Raw genomic sequence first — 17,727 nt, 5'->3', positions numbered from 1 at the left:
CTACGACTAACGATGAAGTCTCAAAGGGGGGCATCTAGGTGTATGTTCAACATTAAGATGATCAAGAGCAGACACAGCGTCTGCCAAGGACATCGTGTGACCCATCAGTAAGCAAGGGTTTCTGGTGCAGGTTGCAATGATACCGGTGTCATTCGTGACACACATGCCAGCACTAACCATCAGTTCCAGGAGGACAGGATGACAACAACCACAACGACACGCTTTGTTTCGGTCGTCGGCGGCGCCTTTCTCGGCTTGACCGCCTTGAGTGCCTCCGCGGCGACCGAAATGCCTGACTTGCCGGACGTCACAGGCGACAAGGTTCAAGCCGATGGCGACTTCAAGATCAAATTCAGCATCGGTACCACGGAATCCGGCGCGCAATATCGCGGTCTTCAGTACTTCGAGAAGATGGTCGAGCAACGCAGTGATGGCCACATCCAGGTCGACCTTTTCCCCGGTGCCCAATTGGGCGATGACCGCCAGGCGACCAGTGCACTGCAGGCAGGCACGCTGGAAATGACCATGCCGTCCACCTCGCCGCTGGTGAACATGTTCCCGGAATTCGCGGTCTTCGACCTGCCGTTCCTGTTCCCCAAGCCGGAAATGGCGGATGCCGTGCTTGACGGCGAAATCGGCCAGAAAATGCTCGAAGATGCATCCTCTCAAGGCTTGGTTGCCATCGGCTGGGGTGAAAACGGCTATCGCCAGTTGACCAATAGCCAGCATCCCGTCGAAAAGCCGGAAGATCTCGATGGTCTGAAGATCCGCACCATGGAAAACGAGCTCCATCTGGATATCTGGCGGACCCTGGGCGCCAACCCCACGCCAATGTCCTTCGCCGAGCTTTTCACGGCGCTTGAGCAAGGTGTCGTCGATGGTCAGGAAAACCCCTGGATCACCATCGAGTCGTCCAAGTTCAACGAGGTTCAGGACTACGCCACCGAAACCAACCACGTCTATACGCCGTTCATCACGCTGGTCTCTGCTCGCTTCTGGGACCGTCTGCCGGAAGACTATCAAGCGCTGGTTCGCGACGCCGCCACCAAGATGGGCGACTACCAGCGTGACGTCAGCCGTACGCTGAACGATCAGATCAAGCAGGACCTGAAAGATTCAGGCATGCAGATCACCGAGCTCAGCAGCGACCAGGTCAAGGTCTTCCAGGACACGCTGGAACCGGTCTATGAAGATTGGCGCGAGGATATCGGCGGTGAGCTGATCGACGACATCCGCGAACAGGTGCAGCAAGAGCAAGAATAAGCACCCCGCATCATCAGTAGCACAACTCCGCAGGGAAGGTCGGCCACGCCCTTCCCTGCTTTTGGAACCAACACGATAAGCATCCCCTCCCTGGAGGCTTCATGAAGTCACGTTCGGGTAACGCCTACTTGAACAAGCTGATAAGTGGACTGGACGTCATCATCGGGCTCCTCGTCATAGGCGTGGTCGTCACCGTCTCGATGAACGTCTTCGGCCGCTTTCTATTCAGCTACTCTTTTGCTTGGGCTGCGGAAATCTCACGCCTGTTCTTCATTTGGATGGTGCTACTGGGCGCAGGTATCGCCAGTCTGACCAACGAACACGTCGCCGTGACGCTGTTCAAGGACAAGGCGCCTCCCGTACTGCAAAAGATATTCGCCTCGGTTGCAGCAGCGATCATCTATGCCGTTTGTATCAGTATTTTAATCGGTTTCAACAACCTCATTTCAGGCTACGTTGGAACGACCCCCTTCCTGGGCATTTCCAAGACCGTCCTCAATAGCGCGATGGTGGTCATGGCAATACTCACCATCATCGGTAATACCATTTTTCTCTACAAAGTCTTCAAGCGAGGTGCGGCATGATCCTATGGAGCATTCTCTTAGGGCTGTTCGCTTGCATCGTGATCGGCATGCCGATCTCGTTTGGCTTAGCCGCGATCTGCCTGTTCATCTTTCACTTCGCCGATTACGGCCTCTCCTCGCTGGTATCGGAAGCTGTCAACGGGCTTGACTCATTCCCCTTGTTGGCTATCCCTCTATTCATTCTCGTCGGCGAGGTCATGAGTTCGGGCGGTATCGCCAAGCGTCTGGTACGCCTGGCCAGCGCCATGGTCGGCTTCGTCGCCGGCGGCTTGGGCCAGGTGACCGTGCTGACCTCGATGTTCTTCGGTGGCATCAGCGGCTCCGCCGTGGCGGACGCCTCCGCCGTGGGCAGCATGATGATCAACCCGATGAAAGAGCACGGCTATTCGGGGCCACGCGCCACCGCTATCGTCGTCGCCGCCTCGGTAGTGGGTATCATCATTCCGCCGTCGATTCCGATGATTCTCTTCGGGGTCGTGACCGGCACCTCGATTTCAGAACTGTTCATGGCCGGGATCGTGCCAGGCATTCTGATCACCTTGGGTCTCGCCCTGGCGACGTACTTCCAGTCCAAGAAGACCGGCGCCGCGCAGCCGTTCGACTTCCAGGAACTCATCGCCGCCCTCAAGGATTCGATACTCGCGTTGCTGCTGCCGATCATCATCGTCGGCGGGATCTTGAGCGGTGTCTTCACACCTACCGAAAGCGCCGCAGTCGCCCTGCTCTACGCCGTGGCGGTGTCGATGTTCGTGTATCGCAGCCTCACCTTGAAGAGCTTCTTCTCTTTGTGTGTGACGACCGGCCGCTTGACCGGTGTGGTCTTGCTGCTGTTGGCGTTTGCCAGTGTCCTGGCATGGCTTTTGACTGCCAATATGATCCCGCAAGAGATCGTCGTCATGCTCTCGGAGCTGTCCCAGAACAAGTACTTCATCCTGGGTATTCTGACGATGTTCCTGCTGGTCGTCGGCTTCTTCATGGACCTTACGCCGGCCATGGTCATTCTGGCGCCACTGATGACTCCGGTCGTCGTCAAACTGGGCATCGACCCGGTCTACTTCGGTGTCATGATGTCGTTCATCCTCGGCATCGGCCTGATCACACCGCCAGTGGGCACCGTGCTCTATGTCGGTTGCGGCGTCGGCAAGGTCAAGCTCGAAGAACTGGTCAAGAGCCTGTTGCCCTACTACTTCACGCTGGTCGCCTTGCTTATCGCGTTCCTGGCCTTCCCCGGCCTGGTCCTCTGGTATAAGTAATGCTCTGGTATAAGTAGCGCTCTAGCACAAGTGATATGACAGTGGAGCAAGACATCACCATGCCCATCGCCACGCAAGAACTGCACGACTTTCTCAGCGACTTGCTGGGTAGCAGCGGGGTCATCGATGACCCCGCGGAGTTTGCGCGCTATACCACCGACTGGGCCGGCGACAAGGGCGGCGATCCCTGGATGATCGCTCGCCCTGGCACTCCCGAACAGGTCGCCGACATCGTCGCGTTCTGCCATCGCCACCAGATTCCCATGGTGGCGCAGGGAGGCCACTCAGGTCTCGTCGGCGGCGCGCAACCCGATCCCGAGCGCGGTGAACTAATGATCAGCCTCGAGCGGCTGAACCGAATTCGTCACCTCGATCCCATCAATTTCAGCATGAGTGTAGATAGCGGCTGCATCCTGCAGAACGTCAAGGATGCCGCTGAAGAGGCGGATTGCTACTTCCCGCTCGCCCTGGGCGCACAAGGGAGCTGCCAGATAGGCGGCAACGTCTCCACCAACGCCGGTGGGCTCAACGTGTTGCGCTACGGCATGATGCGCCAACTGGTACTGGGGCTGGAGGTCGTGCTGCCCGACGGACGCTTGTGGAACGGCATGCATGCCCTGCACAAGGACAACCGCGGTTACGACCTCAAGCAGTTGTTCATCGGTGCCGAAGGCACGCTGGGCATCGTCACCGGCGCCGTGCTCAAGCTCGCCCCTCGACCGCAGACCAGCCGCACTGCACTGATCGCCGTGCCCGATATCGCCTCGGTCTTGGCGCTTTACGCCCAGGCACGGCGTAGCTGCTGCGACCTGCTCTCGGCGTTCGAGTTGATTCCTCGTGTGTGCATGGAACTGGCATTCGAAGCCGCGCCGGATCTCCCCGACCCACTCGACGAAGCACACCCGGTCTATGTCTTGATGGAAGTCTCGGCCAGCGGCCCGGCAGATCTCGACACGATGATCGAGCATCTCTTCGAGACAGGGTCGGATCAAGGGAATGTACTGGATGGCGTCCTCGCCAGCAGCGAGACGCAGGCGGCCCAGCTATGGCAGATCCGTGAAAGCATGCTCGAAGGCCAACAGATGCGCGGTGAACACCTGCGCACCGATATCTCGCTGCCCATTTCGTCGTTGACGGCATTCTGCGACGCCGCCAATCACGCCATGGCACAGCACTCGCCGGAGACACAGGTCATCGCCTACGGCCACATCGGCGACGGCAACCTGCACTTCAACCTTCTGCCGCCCGCGAATCTCGATCTCGAAGCCAAAAAGGCCCTACTGCATGAGCTGGAAGGTGTCCTGTTCGATCTCGTCGACGCCCACCATGGCAGCATCAGCGCCGAACACGGCATCGGGCGCGTCAAACAGGTGCCTTTCCTCGAAGATTTGGACGAGACCGAATACACGCTCTTGAAAGGTCTCAAGCAGCTCTTCGACCCGGAGGGGCTAATGGCCGCCGGCCGTATCTTACCGCGTTGATCTTAGGTGTCCCGTTATCTGGGAAACAAGACCGCTACTCCGCGAAAAACACCCGCAGCACATGATCGAGGTGGACTTCCATGGCTTGTCTCGCCGCTGCGGGGTCACGCGCCTCGATCGCCGCCACCAGGCGCTCGTGGTCTTCCTGTGAGCGCTGTGCCATGCCCGTCTCCATGAATAGCTCCTGCAGGCGCCGGAACATGACCCCGTACTGGTGCCCCAGCAGGTGCTTGATCAGCAAGGCATAAGCCGCGTTGCCCGAGGCTTCGGCGATGCGGATGTGCAATAGCCGATCCCCCGCCAGGTTCCCCCCTCCGTGATTGTTATCGTAGATGTTGCGCGTCAATGCCGCACGAATCGCATCCAAGTCCTCGTCACTGGCGTTCATCGCCGCCAACGCCGCATTCTCGGGCTCCAGGTAACGTCGCGCCTGCAATAGGGAAAACGGGGGTATTTCCTCGTCGAGATTGAGCTCGATCTCACTGGCGAACTCAGGGTCGAGCGCCCATGGCTCCTTGCGCGCGGCGGCTTGCATCACCGACCCCGGCGGCATGGCATCGATTTCCTTGACCAATACCCCATGCCCCACGCGCACCTCGACGATGCCCACGACTTCCAGGGCGATCAGCGCCTCACGCACCGACGCTCGGCTGACACCTAATTGCTGTGCCAGTTCACGCTCAGGGGGCAGTAGCGTCCCCGGAGGAAATTCACCGTCGCGAATCAGTTGTTGCAACTGATCGGCGATCTGTCGATACAGGCGCTGTGAGCGAATGGTTTGAATCGGCATCGCATCGTCTCTCCGCACTGCGTTGCGACTAAAGTTGATGGCAATTGACTTGCCACAGGGACCCAGCGCAGCAATGATGAATTGACCATTGGTCAGGCCTCTGGATCTTCGAATGGCTGGCCACGCTATGTTCCCACGTTCAGCAGGGATTCGCCACACCATGAGACTTCAAAACAAGAGGGCACTGGTCACCGCAGCGGGGCAAGGCATCGGTCGCGCCACGGTAGAGCGCTTCCTCGCCGAGGGCGCCAACGTCATTGCCACCGATATCGATACCAGCCTGCTCACCGACCTCGAAGATGCCAAAGTGTACCGACTGGATGTCACGCACCGCGCTGAAATTGACACGCTGGCAAATGAACTTGGCGAGCTCGATATTCTATTCAACTGCGCCGGCATGGTGCCGGGCGGCTCGATACTGGAATGCGACGATGCCACCTGGGAGCAGAGCTTCGGCCTCAACGTGACCGCCATGTTCCATATGATTCAGGCCTTCCTCCCCGGCATGCTCAATCGAGGCGGCGGCAGTATCGTTAACATGGCCTCGCTGGCATCCAGTCTCAAAGGCGTTCCCAACCGCTTTGCCTACGGCACCACCAAGGCCGCCGTCATCGGCTTGACCAAGTCGGTCGCGGCCGACTACATGACGCAAGGCATCCGCTGCAATGCCATCTGCCCCGGCACCGTCGAGTCGCCCTCACTGCATCAGCGCATCGAGGCCCAGGCCCAGCAACAAGGGCGCGATAAAGCGGCGGTCTTTCAGGATTTCATCGACCGTCAGCCCATGGGACGGCTCGGACGTCCGGAAGAAGTCGCGGCCTTGGCGACATTTCTCGCCTCGGACGAAGCAGCCTTCATCACCGGCACCGCGCAATTGATCGACGGCGGCTGGGCCAATTGATCACCGCCTTCGTAACGATCAGCGCCCCGGAAACGGCGCAGCGCTCGTAGCTGTCGTTTATAGCGCCCCGAAACCGGCGCAACGCTCGTAGCTGACCATCAGACTCAAATCGCTAACGGATACATAAGAGGAAATCGCATGAAACTGCTACGTCACGGCCCAAAAGGCCAGGAAAAGCCCGGCATCATCGACGTCAACGGCATCGTACGCGATCTCTCAGGCCAGATCGACGACATCGCAGGTGAGGTGCTCTCCGACGAGAGCCTTGCAAAGTTAGCCAAGATCGATCTCGCCAGCCTACCGGAAGTCGCCCCCGACACCCGTCTCGGCCCCTGCGTCGGCCAGGTCGGCAAGTTCATCTGCATTGGCCTCAACTATTCCGACCACGCTGCCGAAACCGGCGCCGAAGTGCCCCCGGAGCCGGTCGTCTTCAACAAATGGAACAGTGCCATCTGCGGCCCGAACGATGACGTAGAAATCCCCCGCGACTCTCAGAAGACGGATTGGGAGGTCGAACTCGGCGTAATCATCGGCAAGCCAGGGCGCTATATCGATGAGGCCGACGCCATGGATCATGTCGCCGGTTACTGCGTTATCAACGATGTCTCCGAGCGGGAATTCCAGCTCGAGCGCAGCGGCAGTTGGGACAAAGGCAAGGGCTGCGACACCTTCGGCCCGCTCGGCCCGTGGCTGGTGACCCGCGATGAGATCGCCGATCCCCAAGCGCTCGACATGTGGCTGGAAGTCGATGGCAAGCGCTACCAGGACGGCAACAGCCGCACCATGGTCTACCAGATCCCCTATCTGGTGGCATACCTGAGCCGCTTCATGAGCCTGCAGCCCGGCGATGTCATCTCCACCGGCACACCGCCCGGCGTGGGCGCTGGCCAGAAGCCCCAGGTCTTCCTCAAGTCCGGTCAGACCATGCGTCTAGGGATCGAAGGTCTGGGCGAACAGCAGCAACGCTGCGTCAAGAGCTGATTCCACCATCGCTGATCCACGGGACTGACGGGGACTCAAAGCCATGCGAATCGATGCCCATCAACACTTCTGGCGTTACCAGGTAGATGACTTTCCATGGATCGGCAAAAACATGGCCTGCCTCCAGCAGGACTTCTTGCCGCAGAATCTCGCGCCCGCGCGCCACGCATGCGGCATCGATGCCACGATCGCCGTGCAGGCTCGGCCGCGGCTCGATGAGACCGATTTTCTACTCGATCTGGCGGAAACGGATGCTTCGATCGTCGGCGTCGTCGGTTGGATCGATCCCGAAGCCGACGATTTGGAAGCGCAGCTGAGTCGCTGGCAATCGCCCCGATTGTGCGGTTTCCGCCATTTGATTCAGGACGAAGCGACTCCCAGTGACTATCTACGTTCCAAGCACGTGCAACGCAGCGTTCAGACACTGCAACACCGGGAATTCAGCTACGACGTACTGGTCACGGCAGCCCATCTCCCAGCAACCTACGATTTCTGCGCGGCGTGCGATCAGCACACCCTGATTCTCGATCATCTCGGCAAACCCAACATAAAGGGTAGTGAACTCGATGCATGGCGTCGCGAGTTCATGCGGCTCGGCGAGCTGCCCCATGTCGCCTGCAAGCTCTCCGGACTGGTTACCGAAGCCGATTGGCAACACTGGCAACCTCACGAACTGTGGCCCTGCCTTGACGTGGCGCTGGAAATCTTTGGCGAAGGTCGGCTTTTATTCGGCTCCGACTGGCCGGTCTGTCTCGTTGCCGGCAGCTATCACGATGTCTTTGCGCTGATCGATGACTGGGCAGGAGAACGCGGGCTCGACAAACGCAAGCTGTTCGGACTCAACGCGCAGCATCTGTATGGATTGCGCGCAATCGAGCCAACCTCGGAGGAATCCCCCACATGAATCTGGAACTCGAAGACAAGGTCTTTATCGTGACCGGCGGCGCATCGGGTATAGGCGCAGCAATCAGTGAGGCGTTGGCCGCTGAAGGTGCCACGACAGTCATCGTGGCGCGAGACGAGCCTCCAGCGGAGTGGCTAGCTAGCCTCCGCCAATCCGCCACGGTCGAATTCATCGCGACGGAGCTGACAGACGAGAGCGCCTGCCAAGTCGCAGTTGCCCATACAATTGATCGCCATGGTCGCCTCGATGGTCTCGTCAACAACGCAGGCGTCAACGACCGGGTGAGTCTGGAAGCTGGCATTGAGGACTTCCAGGCGTCGCTCCAAAGAAACCTGCTCCACTACTACGCCATGGCGCATTTCTGTCTGCCCCATCTTCGGATCAGCCGAGGCTCTATCGTCAATATTGCCTCGAAAACAGCCTTAACCGGCCAGGGCGGCACCAGTGGCTATAGCGCCGCCAAGGGTGCGCAGCTAGCGCTGACCCGGGAATGGGCGGTCAGCCTCGCCGCCGACGGTATTCGCGTCAATGCCGTGATCCCCGCCGAGGTTATGACGCCGCTATATCGTCGCTGGATTGATAGCTTCGACGACACTGAGCAGCGTCTTGAGTCGATCAACGGATCGATTCCGCTCGGCCAGCGCATGACCGAACCTTGCGAAATCGCCGACACCGCCGTGTTTCTGCTATCGGCCCGGGCCTCGCATACCACCGGGCAATGGCTGTCCGTCGACGGCGGTTACGTTCATCTCGATCGTGCGATGACGGCCACCTGATCGCACCCTAATCGATCTAACGGAGATTGTTCGCATGCGCTATTGCCTAGCACTGGACCTGATCGAAGATGAAGCACTGATTGCCGAGTACGAACATCGCCATCGGAAAGTCTGGCCAAAAGTCGAATCGCATCTGCGCGGTTGTGGTGTGGAAAGGCTCGAGATTTTGCGCTTGGGCTCACGACTGATCATGGTCATGGAAACCGACGATGACCGGTTCAGTTTCGAAGCGATGGCCGCCGCCGAGCGAGACAGCCCGACGGTGCAACGGTGGGAAGAAGAGATGTGGCGCTACCAGCGCCCGACGCCTTGGACAGAGGAGAACAATAAATGGCAACTCATGACGCCAATCTATCGCCTGGAAGACGCATGAAGATCCCCGCTGCCACGAAAACCCGCCATTTGCGGAAGTGGGGCTTGCCGGTGGAAACGCTGGTGCTAGGTCTTACCCTTCTGTTGTGGATAGTAATGTCTATCTCGACCTCGACATTTCTAACCTCCAACAACGTGGTCAATATCCTGCGCCAAGTCTCGATCGACAGCATCATCGCCTTCGGCGTGCTGTTCCCGATCTTGATACGCGGCATCGACCTATCGGTGGGTTCAGTAGTGGCACTCTCAGGCGTCGTCTGCGCCACACTGCTGACCATGGGGCTGCCCATTCCGATCGCGATTGCGTTGACGCTGGTACTCGGCGTAGCGATCGGGTCGCTCAACGCCTTTTCCGTTTATCGACTGGGGATCCCCGCCTTCATCATCACTCTGGCCGGTCTGCAAGCCTTCCGCGGCGGCGCCTTTCTGGTCAGCGACGGGACCAGTGTGTTCGGGCTGCCAAAAGCACTCTCCGCCTTCGCACGTGCTGAATGGCTGGGCATTCCCTCGCTGTTCTGGAGCATGCTAGTCATTGGCCTGGTTCTACACTTCATCCTCAGCCGTACACGAACCGGTCGTTATATGGTCGCCATGGGCAGCAACCATGAATCCGCCCGGCGTGCCGGTATCAATATCAAGCGAATCGTTTTTTTCGCCTACATCGTGAGCTCTGTCACCGCTTGTATCGCCGGCATGCTGCTGATGGCTCGCATGAGCATCGGCTCCCCTACCGCGGGCGTCGCCTATGAACTCAATGCCATTGCCGCCGCGGTGGTCGGGGGCGCCAGCCTGTTCGGCGGACGTGGCAGCGTGCTCGGTACTTTCATCGGCGCGTTGCTGTTCGCCACGATCGCCAACGCGGCCAACCTGCTGGGTATCGACTCGTTCTGGCAAATGGTGGCGACCGGCGTACTGATTGCCGCCGTCGTCTACGTCGACAACCTGCACAAACGCCGCCAGAGCGGCATGAAATAGGGGATCCAATCATGTCACTACTCGAAGTCCGCTCGCTCAAGAAACGCTTCGGTGCCGTGGAGGTTCTGTGCGGCGTCGACCTGACCCTGGAAGCCGGTGAAGTCCTGGCCGTGGTGGGCGACAACGGAGCAGGTAAGTCCACTCTGATCAAGCATATTTCCGGTGTCCATCGGCGCGATAGCGGTGATATTTCTCTAGACGGAAAACCGATCAATTTCGAATCGCCCAAGCAATCTCGGGGGGCCGGCATCGAAACGGTCTATCAGGATCTTGCGTTGGCCGATGAACTCTCCGTCGGCGCCAACATCTTCCTGGGCCGAGAACCGACACGACGCTGGCTCGGCCTGCTACCGGTCATCGACCGTCAGCGCATCCAGCAAGAAACCCAGCGACTCATCGACAGCATCGAGAGCCAAATTCCCGACGGGGCCAGCACGGTAGCCGGACTGTCCGGCGGCCAACGCCAGGCAGTGGCCATCGCTCGCGCGCTCTACTGGGATGCCAAGGTCGTGATTCTCGACGAACCCACTGCCGCATTGGCCGTCATGGAACGGGAGAACGTCATCAAGCTCTCGCGGATGCTGGCCAGTAAGGGCGTTGGGGTCATCTACATCGGCCATAACTTGGTCGAGATTCTCGAAGTCGCCGATCGGATCGCGGTGATGCATCGCGGGCGCATCGTGCATGTCACGCGATCCGACGACACCACGCAGGAAGAGTTGATCAAATACATGACAGGTTACAGCGAACGCCAGGGCCACGCCGCCTGACAGCGCTCACTCGTTACCATCATGGCAGGCGATCATAATCAACAAGCAAGTGCATGCAGGACAACCGCAAGACCCAACAACACCTCACAATATGCGGAGTACAAACATGCTAAAGTCCACGCCAATTTCACATCGTCTCACTCCCGTCGCACTCGCGTTTACCGCCGCGACGGGCCTGCTGATGGGTAGTTCAGCACAGGCCCAGGATCAGGACATCACCATTCCCGTGGTAATCAAGGCAACGACAGCCTCCTATTGGCAGGCCGTCTTCGACGGCGCCCATCAAGCCGCCGACAAGCTAGGCATCCAGATCGAGGAGCTAGGCCCAGCCAACGAAACCGAGGTTGCGCGACAGATATCGATCATGGAAAACCTGGTCAGCCGTCAACCGTCGGCGATCGTCCTCGCGCCAGTTTCCAATGATGCCCTCGCAGGCCCGGTGGAAGCCGCAACGGATGCCGGTATACCCGTGGTGATCATCGATTCCGGCGTCGATACGGATCGCTACGCATCGCTTATTGCCACCGACAACTTCGCTGCCGGTCAACGCGCGGGGCATGCATTGGCCGGGTGCATCGAGAAGAGCAGCGGCAATGCCTCAGGAGAGGTGGCCTACCTGCGCACCAACCCCAATGGTGAGTCGCTGGTCTCACGCGACAATGGCTTCCTGGACGCCATGAAACAGTATCCGGATATCGAGGTCGTCGATAACCGGGTGGCCAACAACGATACCGCCAAGGCAATGAACGACACCCTTGATCTCCTCAATCGCTACCCGGATCTCAAAGGTATCTTCGCCGACAATCAGCTCATGGGAGACGGTGCCGGTACCGCGTTCGCCGAACAGAATGCTGCCGACGACGTCTGTCTGGTTGCCTTCGACTCCAGCGAACTCGAAGTGGATTTCCTGCGCCAGGGCGTGATCGATTCCCTCGTCGTTCAGGACCCTTACATGATGGGCTACTCCGGCGTGTGGTTCGCTTATGCCGCCTCTCAAGGGGTCGCACTGCCAAGAAGCGTCGATACGGGCGTTCACGTAGCCACGACCGATAGCGTCGACGAACCCGACTTTACCGGGCTACTGGATCCCAAGCAGCGCCAGTTGACGCCCTATCTGGCGCCGACCGGAAGCGCCGATTCGACGGACAGCAACTAACCGATAGCAGGTACTCAGCTCTTTTCCGGAGCTGGGTGTCTGCTCATTGGCCAGACCTTTAGTCCTTTAACTAGATACATTCATACGATAACCCACCGAGGAACGGACTCATGCAAGTCGTCGTTTGTTCGCAACCCAAAGAGATGTCCATCATCGACCGGCCGGCGCCCGAGTGCGCGCCCGGCGAAGCGCTGTTGGCGATCCGTCGCATCGGTATCTGCGGTACTGACATTCACGCCTTCGGCGGCAATCAACCCTATTTCACCTATCCGCGTGTGCTGGGTCATGAACTCAGTGGCGAGGTGGTCGCCACAGCCGACGATATAGATCCCGGCCTGATCGGCCAGACAGTCTATGTCATTCCTTACCTGCACTGCGGAGAATGCCGGGCCTGCCGTCAGGGCCGCACCAACTGCTGCCAACAGCTCGAGGTGATCGGCGTCCATCGCGACGGCGGAATGGCGGAGTTGCTCAACGTACCCGCCTCGCACCTCGTACCGGTGCCGGACCTATCGGCGGAAGCCCTGGCCCTGGTCGAATGTCAGGCAATCGGCGCGCATGCGGTGCGTCGTGGGCAAATCGAGAAAGATGAACTTGTCGTAGTCGTCGGCGCCGGGCCGATCGGCATCGGCGTGCTGCAGGTCGCCAGAAGCCGTGGCGCTAGGGTGGTCATGATCGATACCGATCGTGACCGCCTGGCGTTGTGCCGCGACGAGCTCGGTGCGGATGCGGTGTGGCATGCCGTCGAGGACGATGTCACCGCTGAGATCGAAGCGATGAACGACGGTGCGCTAGCTGATGTGGTATTCGACGCTACCGGCAACCCCGATGCCATGAATCGCGGTTTCGATTTCGTCGGCCACGGCGGGCGCTATGTACTGGTCAGCGTGGTCAAGGCCGACATCACCTTCAGCGACCCGGACTTTCACAAGAAGGAGCTGACGCTGCTGGGGAGCCGCAACGCAACGCGGGAAGATTTCGAGACCGTCACCCGGCTGATGGCCAGTGGCGACATCCTCACCGAGCCGCTGATCACCCACCGGGGTCGACTCGAAGATCTGCCGACGTTGATGCCCCACTGGTGCGCGCCCGGCAGTGGCGTGGTCAAGGCAATGGTCACGTTGGATGACGCCACCGCTCAGGGAGGCCAGGCATGACCCAGACCATCGCCTCCGACCAGCTTCAGCAGCCCAGTCTGCGTGTCCATGCCCACGATAACGTGCGTGTAGCACTGCGCGACCTGCCCGAAGGCATGGAGATCGACGACAACGGCCATCGACTGCGACTGTCCGAAGCCGTACAGCACAAGCACAAGTTCACATTGCACGCCATGCAGCCCGATGAACTCATCGTGATGTATGGCGTGACCGTGGGGCGCGTCGTTCAGCCCATCGCTGCAGGCGCGGCCATCACCACCTCCAACGTCGAGCATTCCACCGCCAATGCCAAGCCTCAAGGCCACCGCGAACATTGGGATGCCCCCGATGTCAGTGCCTTCACCGGGCAAACCTTCGATGGCTATCACCGCCCCGACGGCCGCGTGGGCACCGCCAACCATTGGCTGGTCATCCCCCTGGTATTCTGCGAGAACCGCAACATCGAGGTACTGCGTCAGTGTGTCGAGGACGCCATCGGCGATGACCCTTACCGGGATTACAAGCACATGGCGCGCCGCATGCTGCACGGTGAAACGCAGGCAGCCCCGGCCCCGAAACCCGACGCGTCGCCGTTCCCGAATGTCGACGGCGTACGTTTCCTGACTCACACGCTGGGCTGCGGCGGCACCGACGATGACGCCCAGGCGCTTTGCCAATTGCTCGCTGGCTACATTTGCCATCCCAACGTGGCCGGCGCCACGGTCCTCAGTCTCGGGTGTCAGAAGGCCCAGATCGAGATGCTCAAATCGGCTGTGGCCAAGCGCGACCCCGATGGGTTGCGCCCAGTCCACTATTTCGAGCAGCAGGCCACCGACACAGAACCCGAACTGATCCGCCAATCGCTGGGCAGCATCTTCGAAGGTCTCAAGGCCGCCAACACCGTCGAACGGCGTCCCGCGCCTCTTTCAGAGCTCACCATCGGTGTCGAATGCGGCGGCTCGGACGGGTTCTCCGGACTCTCGGCCAACCCCTTGGTGGGCGCCGTCATCGACCGGCTGGCGGCATTGGGCGGTAGCGGCATCCTGAGCGAATTCCCCGAGTTGTGCGGCGTCGAACATGAACTGCTCGCGCGCTGCCGCGATGAAGACACCGTCTCGCGTTTCCAGCAGCTCATGGAGGCCTACCAGCGGCATGCCGCCTCGGTGGGCGCGCACTTCTCGATGAACCCTTCGCCCGGCAACATCCGCGATGGCCTGATCACCGATGCCATGAAGTCCGCCGGCGCGGCCAAGAAAGGCGGCGATAGCCCCATCGTCGACGTGCTGGATTACACCGAGCCCCAGGTACGCAAGGGCCTCAACTTGCTCTGCTCGCCGGGCAACGACGTCGAATCCACAACGGCCCTCGTCGGCTCCGGCGCCAACCTGGTGATGTTCACCACGGGGCTCGGCACGCCCACCGGCAACCCCATCGCACCGGTCTTGAAACTATCCAGCAACAGCGAGCTCGCACGGCGCATGCACGATGTCATCGACTTCGACGCCGGCCCCATCATCCGGGGCGAGGCGGAAATCGCCGAGCTCGCCGATGAACTCCTGCACCTGTGCATCGATACCGCCTCGGGGCGCTATCGCACCAAGGCCATGCGCCTCTCGCAGCTCGATTTCATTCCCTGGAAACGTGGAGTCTCCCTGTGACAGCGCCATCGCTCGCCGACGCCGGTATCGTGCAATTCGGCACCAGTCGCTTCTTGCTGGGTCATGTCGCCGCGTTCGTGCATGCCTCGCGTGAAGCCGGACACACACGCGACAGAATCCTCGTGGTACAGACCTCCCCGCGCGAAGCCGGCAAACAAAAAGCACGCGACCTGCACGCGCACCGCCATTATCCATTGGTCATTCGCGGTCGCCGCGACGGCCAAGACATCGACACCCGCGAGACCATCACCAGCGTCGCCGACTGCCTGATCGCCGACGAGCAGTGGCCCGAACTCGAGCAGCAATTCATCGAGCATGCGCGCTTCGTGGTCTCCAATACTGGGGATAATGGCTACCAAGTCGATGACGACAGCAGTTTAGCGGCCGTTCCCGAGAGCTTTCCGGCCAAGCTCACCAAACTGCTGCATGCGCGCTATAGCGCGGGGCGTGATGGTCTGACCGTACTGCCCTGCGAGCTGGTCAGCCGCAATGGCGAACAGCTCCTGGCCCTGGTGCAGGAGCTGGCGCAGCGCGACTACGCCGATGCCGACTTCGACGCCTGGCTGACGAGCCGTTGTCTATGGGTCAACACCCTCGTCGACCGCATCGTTTCGGCGGCGCTGGAGCCGGTCGGTGCCGTTGCCGAGCCTTACGCACTCTGGGCCATCGAAGACCAGCCCGGTCTCGAATTGCCCTGCCAGCATCCGGATGTTCAGCGTGTCGCGTCATTGGCTGCGTACGAAATGCGCAAGCTGCATATTCTCAACCTGGCGCACACCTATCTGGTTCACCGTTGGCAACGCGAACCGCACTCGGGCATCCGCTTCGTGCGAGAAGCCATGGAAACACCGGAATGGGCAGCGGAACTGCGCCAGGTACTCGACGAAGAAGTCCTACCCACCCTGGCGGAACACCTCGAGCGTTCCGAGCTTGAGGCCTATCGCGACGCGACGCTCGAGCGTTTCGCCAACCCTTATCTCAATCACGCCCTGCAGGACATCGCCCAGCACCACCCCACTAAGTGCCAGCGACGCCTGCAACCCGTGATCGAATCGGCGCGCCGACGAGGCATCGCCACGCCGCGACTCGATGACGCCATATCGAGCGCACAATCCACGACGCATTCCCGATAACCCGACCGCACGATCGACAACAATCAAGGAGCACGACAATGCGTTTCAAGAAACTCACGCTCATCGCCACCAGCCTCTCCATCGCCGGCCTCGGCAGCTTGAACCTCGCCCAGGCCGCCACCGAGATCCGCGTGGCTTACGGTAATCAGCCGGGCGAACCGGTCGATGTCGCCGTCAAGGAATGGGCAGAAAACGTCGAGGAAGCCAGCGACGGCGAACTCACGCTCAGCGCCTTCCCCGCCAGCCAGCTCGGCTCCGAGACGGACGTCATGGAGCAGGCGCGTTTCGGCTCGCCAATCATTACGATCACCGCCTACAGCAACTTCATGAGCTCGGTGCCCGATCTGTCGGTGCTCGACGCGCCCTATATAGCCGATAACTTCGACGACAAACTCAAGGTCTTCGACTCCGAGTGGTTCGCCGAGCAAAGCCAGAAGGTCGAGGATGCCGGTTATCACATCGTCATCCCCAACACTGTGTACGGCACGCGCCACCTGCTCTCTCGCGAGCCCGCCACAACGCCCGAAGAACTCGACGGCGTGAAAATCCGCGTGCAGAACTCACCGATGTACGTCGAGGCCATGCGCTCGATGGGCGCTACGCCGACCCCCATGTCGCTGGGTGACGTCTATCCAGCACTGGCCCAGGGCATGGTCGACGGGGTCGAAAATCCCACACCGGTATTGTTCGGCGGCAAGTTCCACGAAGTCGTCAAGCACCTCAACCTGACCGGGCACATGAACACCGTGGCGCCGTTCGTTACCGGCAAGGCGTTCTGGGACCAGCTCAGCGAGGAAAACCGGCAGATCCTGACCGACACCGGGCAAGACATGGCCGCCCATCTGCGTGAACTGGTCGAGAAGGAAAGCGACATCGCCCTGCAGAAACTGAAGGATGCCGGCGTCGAGGTCCACGAAGTGGATACGCAACCATTCCGCGAGCGTGCTGCAGAACAGATTCCCGCTGCCTTCCCGCAGTGGAGCGACGGCCTGTACGAACAGGTTCGCCAGATCATCAACGGATAAGCGTTGAACGACCGCCGGCGCCACACAAACCAGTGGCGTCGGCACGCGTATCACGGACGGCAACACCGTGAGTTGCCGTGACCGAGGAGCCTCAAATGAAACGCGTATTCCATTGGATCGACCGCATCATGCGACTCGATGAAGTGTTGGCCAGCGCGGCACTCTTCGCGATCTTTCTCGTCGCCATCAGCAATATCTTCATGCGTTATATATTGAACACTCCCCTGGCTTGGACGGAAGAGGTCCTGCAGCTTCTGATGGTATGGGCCACCTTCCTCGGCGCCAGCGCCTTGGTGCGTCGCAACGAACACGTGCTCATCGGCATGCTGTCGGAAAAACTCCCGACAACGCTCGCGCGCTGGAACGAGCGACTCTTCAATGTCGGCATGGTCTTGATCGCCGCCATCGTGCTCGGCTACTGGGGGCTGCAACTGTTGCCCTATTCCAATTTCCGTAGCACTCCCATGCTGCAGATTCCGTACATGTGGATCCACGTCGCCATCCCGGTCAGTGCCGTCGTCATGGCCTACCACTGCCTCGTTCGTCTGGCTCGCGATACCTAAAGGATA

At 60.1% G+C, this 17,727-nt stretch carries 18 protein-coding genes; 17 read left to right on the top strand and 1 reads right to left on the bottom strand.

Translation table 11 applies throughout. The annotated features are described in order from the left end of the window. Positions 1-198 precede the first annotated feature (198 nt). The 4 genes from L1071_RS12990 to L1071_RS12975 all read left to right on the top strand — a co-directional run bounded on the left by L1071_RS12990 (position 199) and on the right by L1071_RS12975 (position 4,581). On the top strand, positions 199-1,263 hold the full coding sequence (locus L1071_RS12990) for a TRAP transporter substrate-binding protein (RefSeq protein ID WP_246975542.1): 1,065 nt from the start codon (positions 199-201) through the stop codon (positions 1,261-1,263). A 101-nt stretch (positions 1,264-1,364) separates the two neighbouring features. Then, entirely contained in the window at positions 1,365-1,847 is a 483-nt protein-coding gene (locus tag L1071_RS12985; protein WP_246975540.1) for a TRAP transporter small permease, read from the top strand. Then, positions 1,844-3,100, top strand: coding sequence for a TRAP transporter large permease (locus L1071_RS12980; RefSeq protein WP_246975538.1), 1,257 nt, complete (start codon positions 1,844-1,846; stop codon positions 3,098-3,100). The genes L1071_RS12985 and L1071_RS12980 overlap by 4 nt, the downstream gene beginning before the upstream one ends. A gap of 35 nt (positions 3,101-3,135) precedes the next feature. Further along, positions 3,136-4,581: an FAD-binding oxidoreductase gene (locus L1071_RS12975; RefSeq protein ID WP_246975536.1), complete on the top strand. Its 1,446-nt coding sequence runs from the start codon at positions 3,136-3,138 to the stop codon at positions 4,579-4,581. 34 nt (positions 4,582-4,615) lie between these two features. On the opposite strand, the gene L1071_RS12970 is transcribed toward L1071_RS12975, so the two are convergent. Beyond that, complete coding sequence (locus L1071_RS12970) at positions 4,616-5,371, bottom strand: FadR/GntR family transcriptional regulator (protein WP_246975533.1); 756 nt, start codon at positions 5,369-5,371, stop codon at positions 4,616-4,618. A gap of 160 nt (positions 5,372-5,531) precedes the next feature. Between L1071_RS12970 and L1071_RS12965 the strand changes: the two genes are divergently transcribed. The 13 genes from L1071_RS12965 to L1071_RS12905 all read left to right on the top strand — a co-directional run bounded on the left by L1071_RS12965 (position 5,532) and on the right by L1071_RS12905 (position 17,721). Beyond that, entirely contained in the window at positions 5,532-6,272 is a 741-nt protein-coding gene (locus tag L1071_RS12965; protein ID WP_246975531.1) for an SDR family oxidoreductase, read from the top strand. Between the two features lie 138 nt (positions 6,273-6,410). Beyond that, positions 6,411-7,253: a fumarylacetoacetate hydrolase family protein gene (locus tag L1071_RS12960; RefSeq protein WP_246975529.1), complete on the top strand. Its 843-nt coding sequence runs from the start codon at positions 6,411-6,413 to the stop codon at positions 7,251-7,253. A 43-nt stretch (positions 7,254-7,296) separates the two neighbouring features. Beyond that, a complete protein-coding gene (locus tag L1071_RS12955; protein WP_246975527.1) occupies positions 7,297-8,157 on the top strand; it encodes an amidohydrolase family protein in 861 nt (286 codons plus the stop codon). Continuing rightward, positions 8,154-8,933, top strand: coding sequence for an SDR family oxidoreductase (locus tag L1071_RS12950; protein WP_246975525.1), 780 nt, complete (start codon positions 8,154-8,156; stop codon positions 8,931-8,933). The genes L1071_RS12955 and L1071_RS12950 overlap by 4 nt, the downstream gene beginning before the upstream one ends. Before the next feature lie 34 nt (positions 8,934-8,967). Continuing rightward, a complete protein-coding gene (locus tag L1071_RS12945) occupies positions 8,968-9,306 on the top strand; it encodes an L-rhamnose mutarotase (RefSeq protein ID WP_246975523.1) in 339 nt (112 codons plus the stop codon). Further along, positions 9,303-10,280: an ABC transporter permease gene (locus tag L1071_RS12940; protein ID WP_246975521.1), complete on the top strand. Its 978-nt coding sequence runs from the start codon at positions 9,303-9,305 to the stop codon at positions 10,278-10,280. Before L1071_RS12945 ends, L1071_RS12940 begins: the two co-directional genes overlap by 4 nt. Positions 10,281-10,291: 11 nt before the next feature. Next, positions 10,292-11,050: an ATP-binding cassette domain-containing protein gene (locus tag L1071_RS12935; protein WP_246975519.1), complete on the top strand. Its 759-nt coding sequence runs from the start codon at positions 10,292-10,294 to the stop codon at positions 11,048-11,050. Between the two features lie 106 nt (positions 11,051-11,156). Further along, positions 11,157-12,206 (top strand): ABC transporter substrate-binding protein, encoded by a 1,050-nt coding sequence (locus L1071_RS12930; protein ID WP_246975517.1) that lies wholly within the window; start codon positions 11,157-11,159, stop codon positions 12,204-12,206. Positions 12,207-12,316: 110 nt separating this feature from the next. Beyond that, positions 12,317-13,363 (top strand): zinc-binding alcohol dehydrogenase family protein, encoded by a 1,047-nt coding sequence (locus L1071_RS12925; RefSeq protein ID WP_246975515.1) that lies wholly within the window; start codon positions 12,317-12,319, stop codon positions 13,361-13,363. Continuing rightward, entirely contained in the window at positions 13,360-15,000 is a 1,641-nt protein-coding gene (locus L1071_RS12920; protein WP_246975513.1) for a UxaA family hydrolase, read from the top strand. Before L1071_RS12925 ends, L1071_RS12920 begins: the two co-directional genes overlap by 4 nt. Continuing rightward, the gene (locus L1071_RS12915; protein WP_246975511.1) at positions 14,997-16,133 is read left to right on the top strand and encodes a mannitol dehydrogenase family protein; all 1,137 of its coding nucleotides are present in this window, start codon (positions 14,997-14,999) and stop codon (positions 16,131-16,133) included. Before L1071_RS12920 ends, L1071_RS12915 begins: the two co-directional genes overlap by 4 nt. Positions 16,134-16,171: 38 nt before the next feature. Then, a complete protein-coding gene (locus tag L1071_RS12910) occupies positions 16,172-17,158 on the top strand; it encodes a C4-dicarboxylate TRAP transporter substrate-binding protein (protein ID WP_246975509.1) in 987 nt (328 codons plus the stop codon). A gap of 95 nt (positions 17,159-17,253) precedes the next feature. Further along, entirely contained in the window at positions 17,254-17,721 is a 468-nt protein-coding gene (locus L1071_RS12905; protein WP_246975507.1) for a TRAP transporter small permease, read from the top strand. Positions 17,722-17,727: the final 6 nt, after the last annotated feature.

The sequence above is a fragment of the Chromohalobacter sarecensis genome (assembly GCF_023061135.1).
Taxonomy (GTDB): Bacteria; Pseudomonadota; Gammaproteobacteria; order Pseudomonadales; family Halomonadaceae; genus Chromohalobacter; species Chromohalobacter sarecensis.
The sequence above is the reverse complement of the archived record's forward strand: the minus strand, read 5'-3'. Positions and strand labels throughout refer to the sequence as shown.

Coding starts and splice junctions, on each gene's coding strand:
- L1071_RS12990 (WP_246975542.1), top strand. CDS start 199: ATGACAACAACCACAACGACACGCTTTGTTTCGGTCGTCGGCGGCGCC.
- L1071_RS12985 (WP_246975540.1), top strand. CDS start 1,365: ATGAAGTCACGTTCGGGTAACGCCTACTTGAACAAGCTGATAAGTGGA.
- L1071_RS12980 (WP_246975538.1), top strand. CDS start 1,844: ATGATCCTATGGAGCATTCTCTTAGGGCTGTTCGCTTGCATCGTGATC.
- L1071_RS12975 (WP_246975536.1), top strand. CDS start 3,136: ATGACAGTGGAGCAAGACATCACCATGCCCATCGCCACGCAAGAACTG.
- L1071_RS12970 (WP_246975533.1), bottom strand. CDS start 5,371: ATGCCGATTCAAACCATTCGCTCACAGCGCCTGTATCGACAGATCGCC.
- L1071_RS12965 (WP_246975531.1), top strand. CDS start 5,532: ATGAGACTTCAAAACAAGAGGGCACTGGTCACCGCAGCGGGGCAAGGC.
- L1071_RS12960 (WP_246975529.1), top strand. CDS start 6,411: ATGAAACTGCTACGTCACGGCCCAAAAGGCCAGGAAAAGCCCGGCATC.
- L1071_RS12955 (WP_246975527.1), top strand. CDS start 7,297: ATGCGAATCGATGCCCATCAACACTTCTGGCGTTACCAGGTAGATGAC.
- L1071_RS12950 (WP_246975525.1), top strand. CDS start 8,154: ATGAATCTGGAACTCGAAGACAAGGTCTTTATCGTGACCGGCGGCGCA.
- L1071_RS12945 (WP_246975523.1), top strand. CDS start 8,968: ATGCGCTATTGCCTAGCACTGGACCTGATCGAAGATGAAGCACTGATT.
- L1071_RS12940 (WP_246975521.1), top strand. CDS start 9,303: ATGAAGATCCCCGCTGCCACGAAAACCCGCCATTTGCGGAAGTGGGGC.
- L1071_RS12935 (WP_246975519.1), top strand. CDS start 10,292: ATGTCACTACTCGAAGTCCGCTCGCTCAAGAAACGCTTCGGTGCCGTG.
- L1071_RS12930 (WP_246975517.1), top strand. CDS start 11,157: ATGCTAAAGTCCACGCCAATTTCACATCGTCTCACTCCCGTCGCACTC.
- L1071_RS12925 (WP_246975515.1), top strand. CDS start 12,317: ATGCAAGTCGTCGTTTGTTCGCAACCCAAAGAGATGTCCATCATCGAC.
- L1071_RS12920 (WP_246975513.1), top strand. CDS start 13,360: ATGACCCAGACCATCGCCTCCGACCAGCTTCAGCAGCCCAGTCTGCGT.
- L1071_RS12910 (WP_246975509.1), top strand. CDS start 16,172: ATGCGTTTCAAGAAACTCACGCTCATCGCCACCAGCCTCTCCATCGCC.
- L1071_RS12905 (WP_246975507.1), top strand. CDS start 17,254: ATGAAACGCGTATTCCATTGGATCGACCGCATCATGCGACTCGATGAA.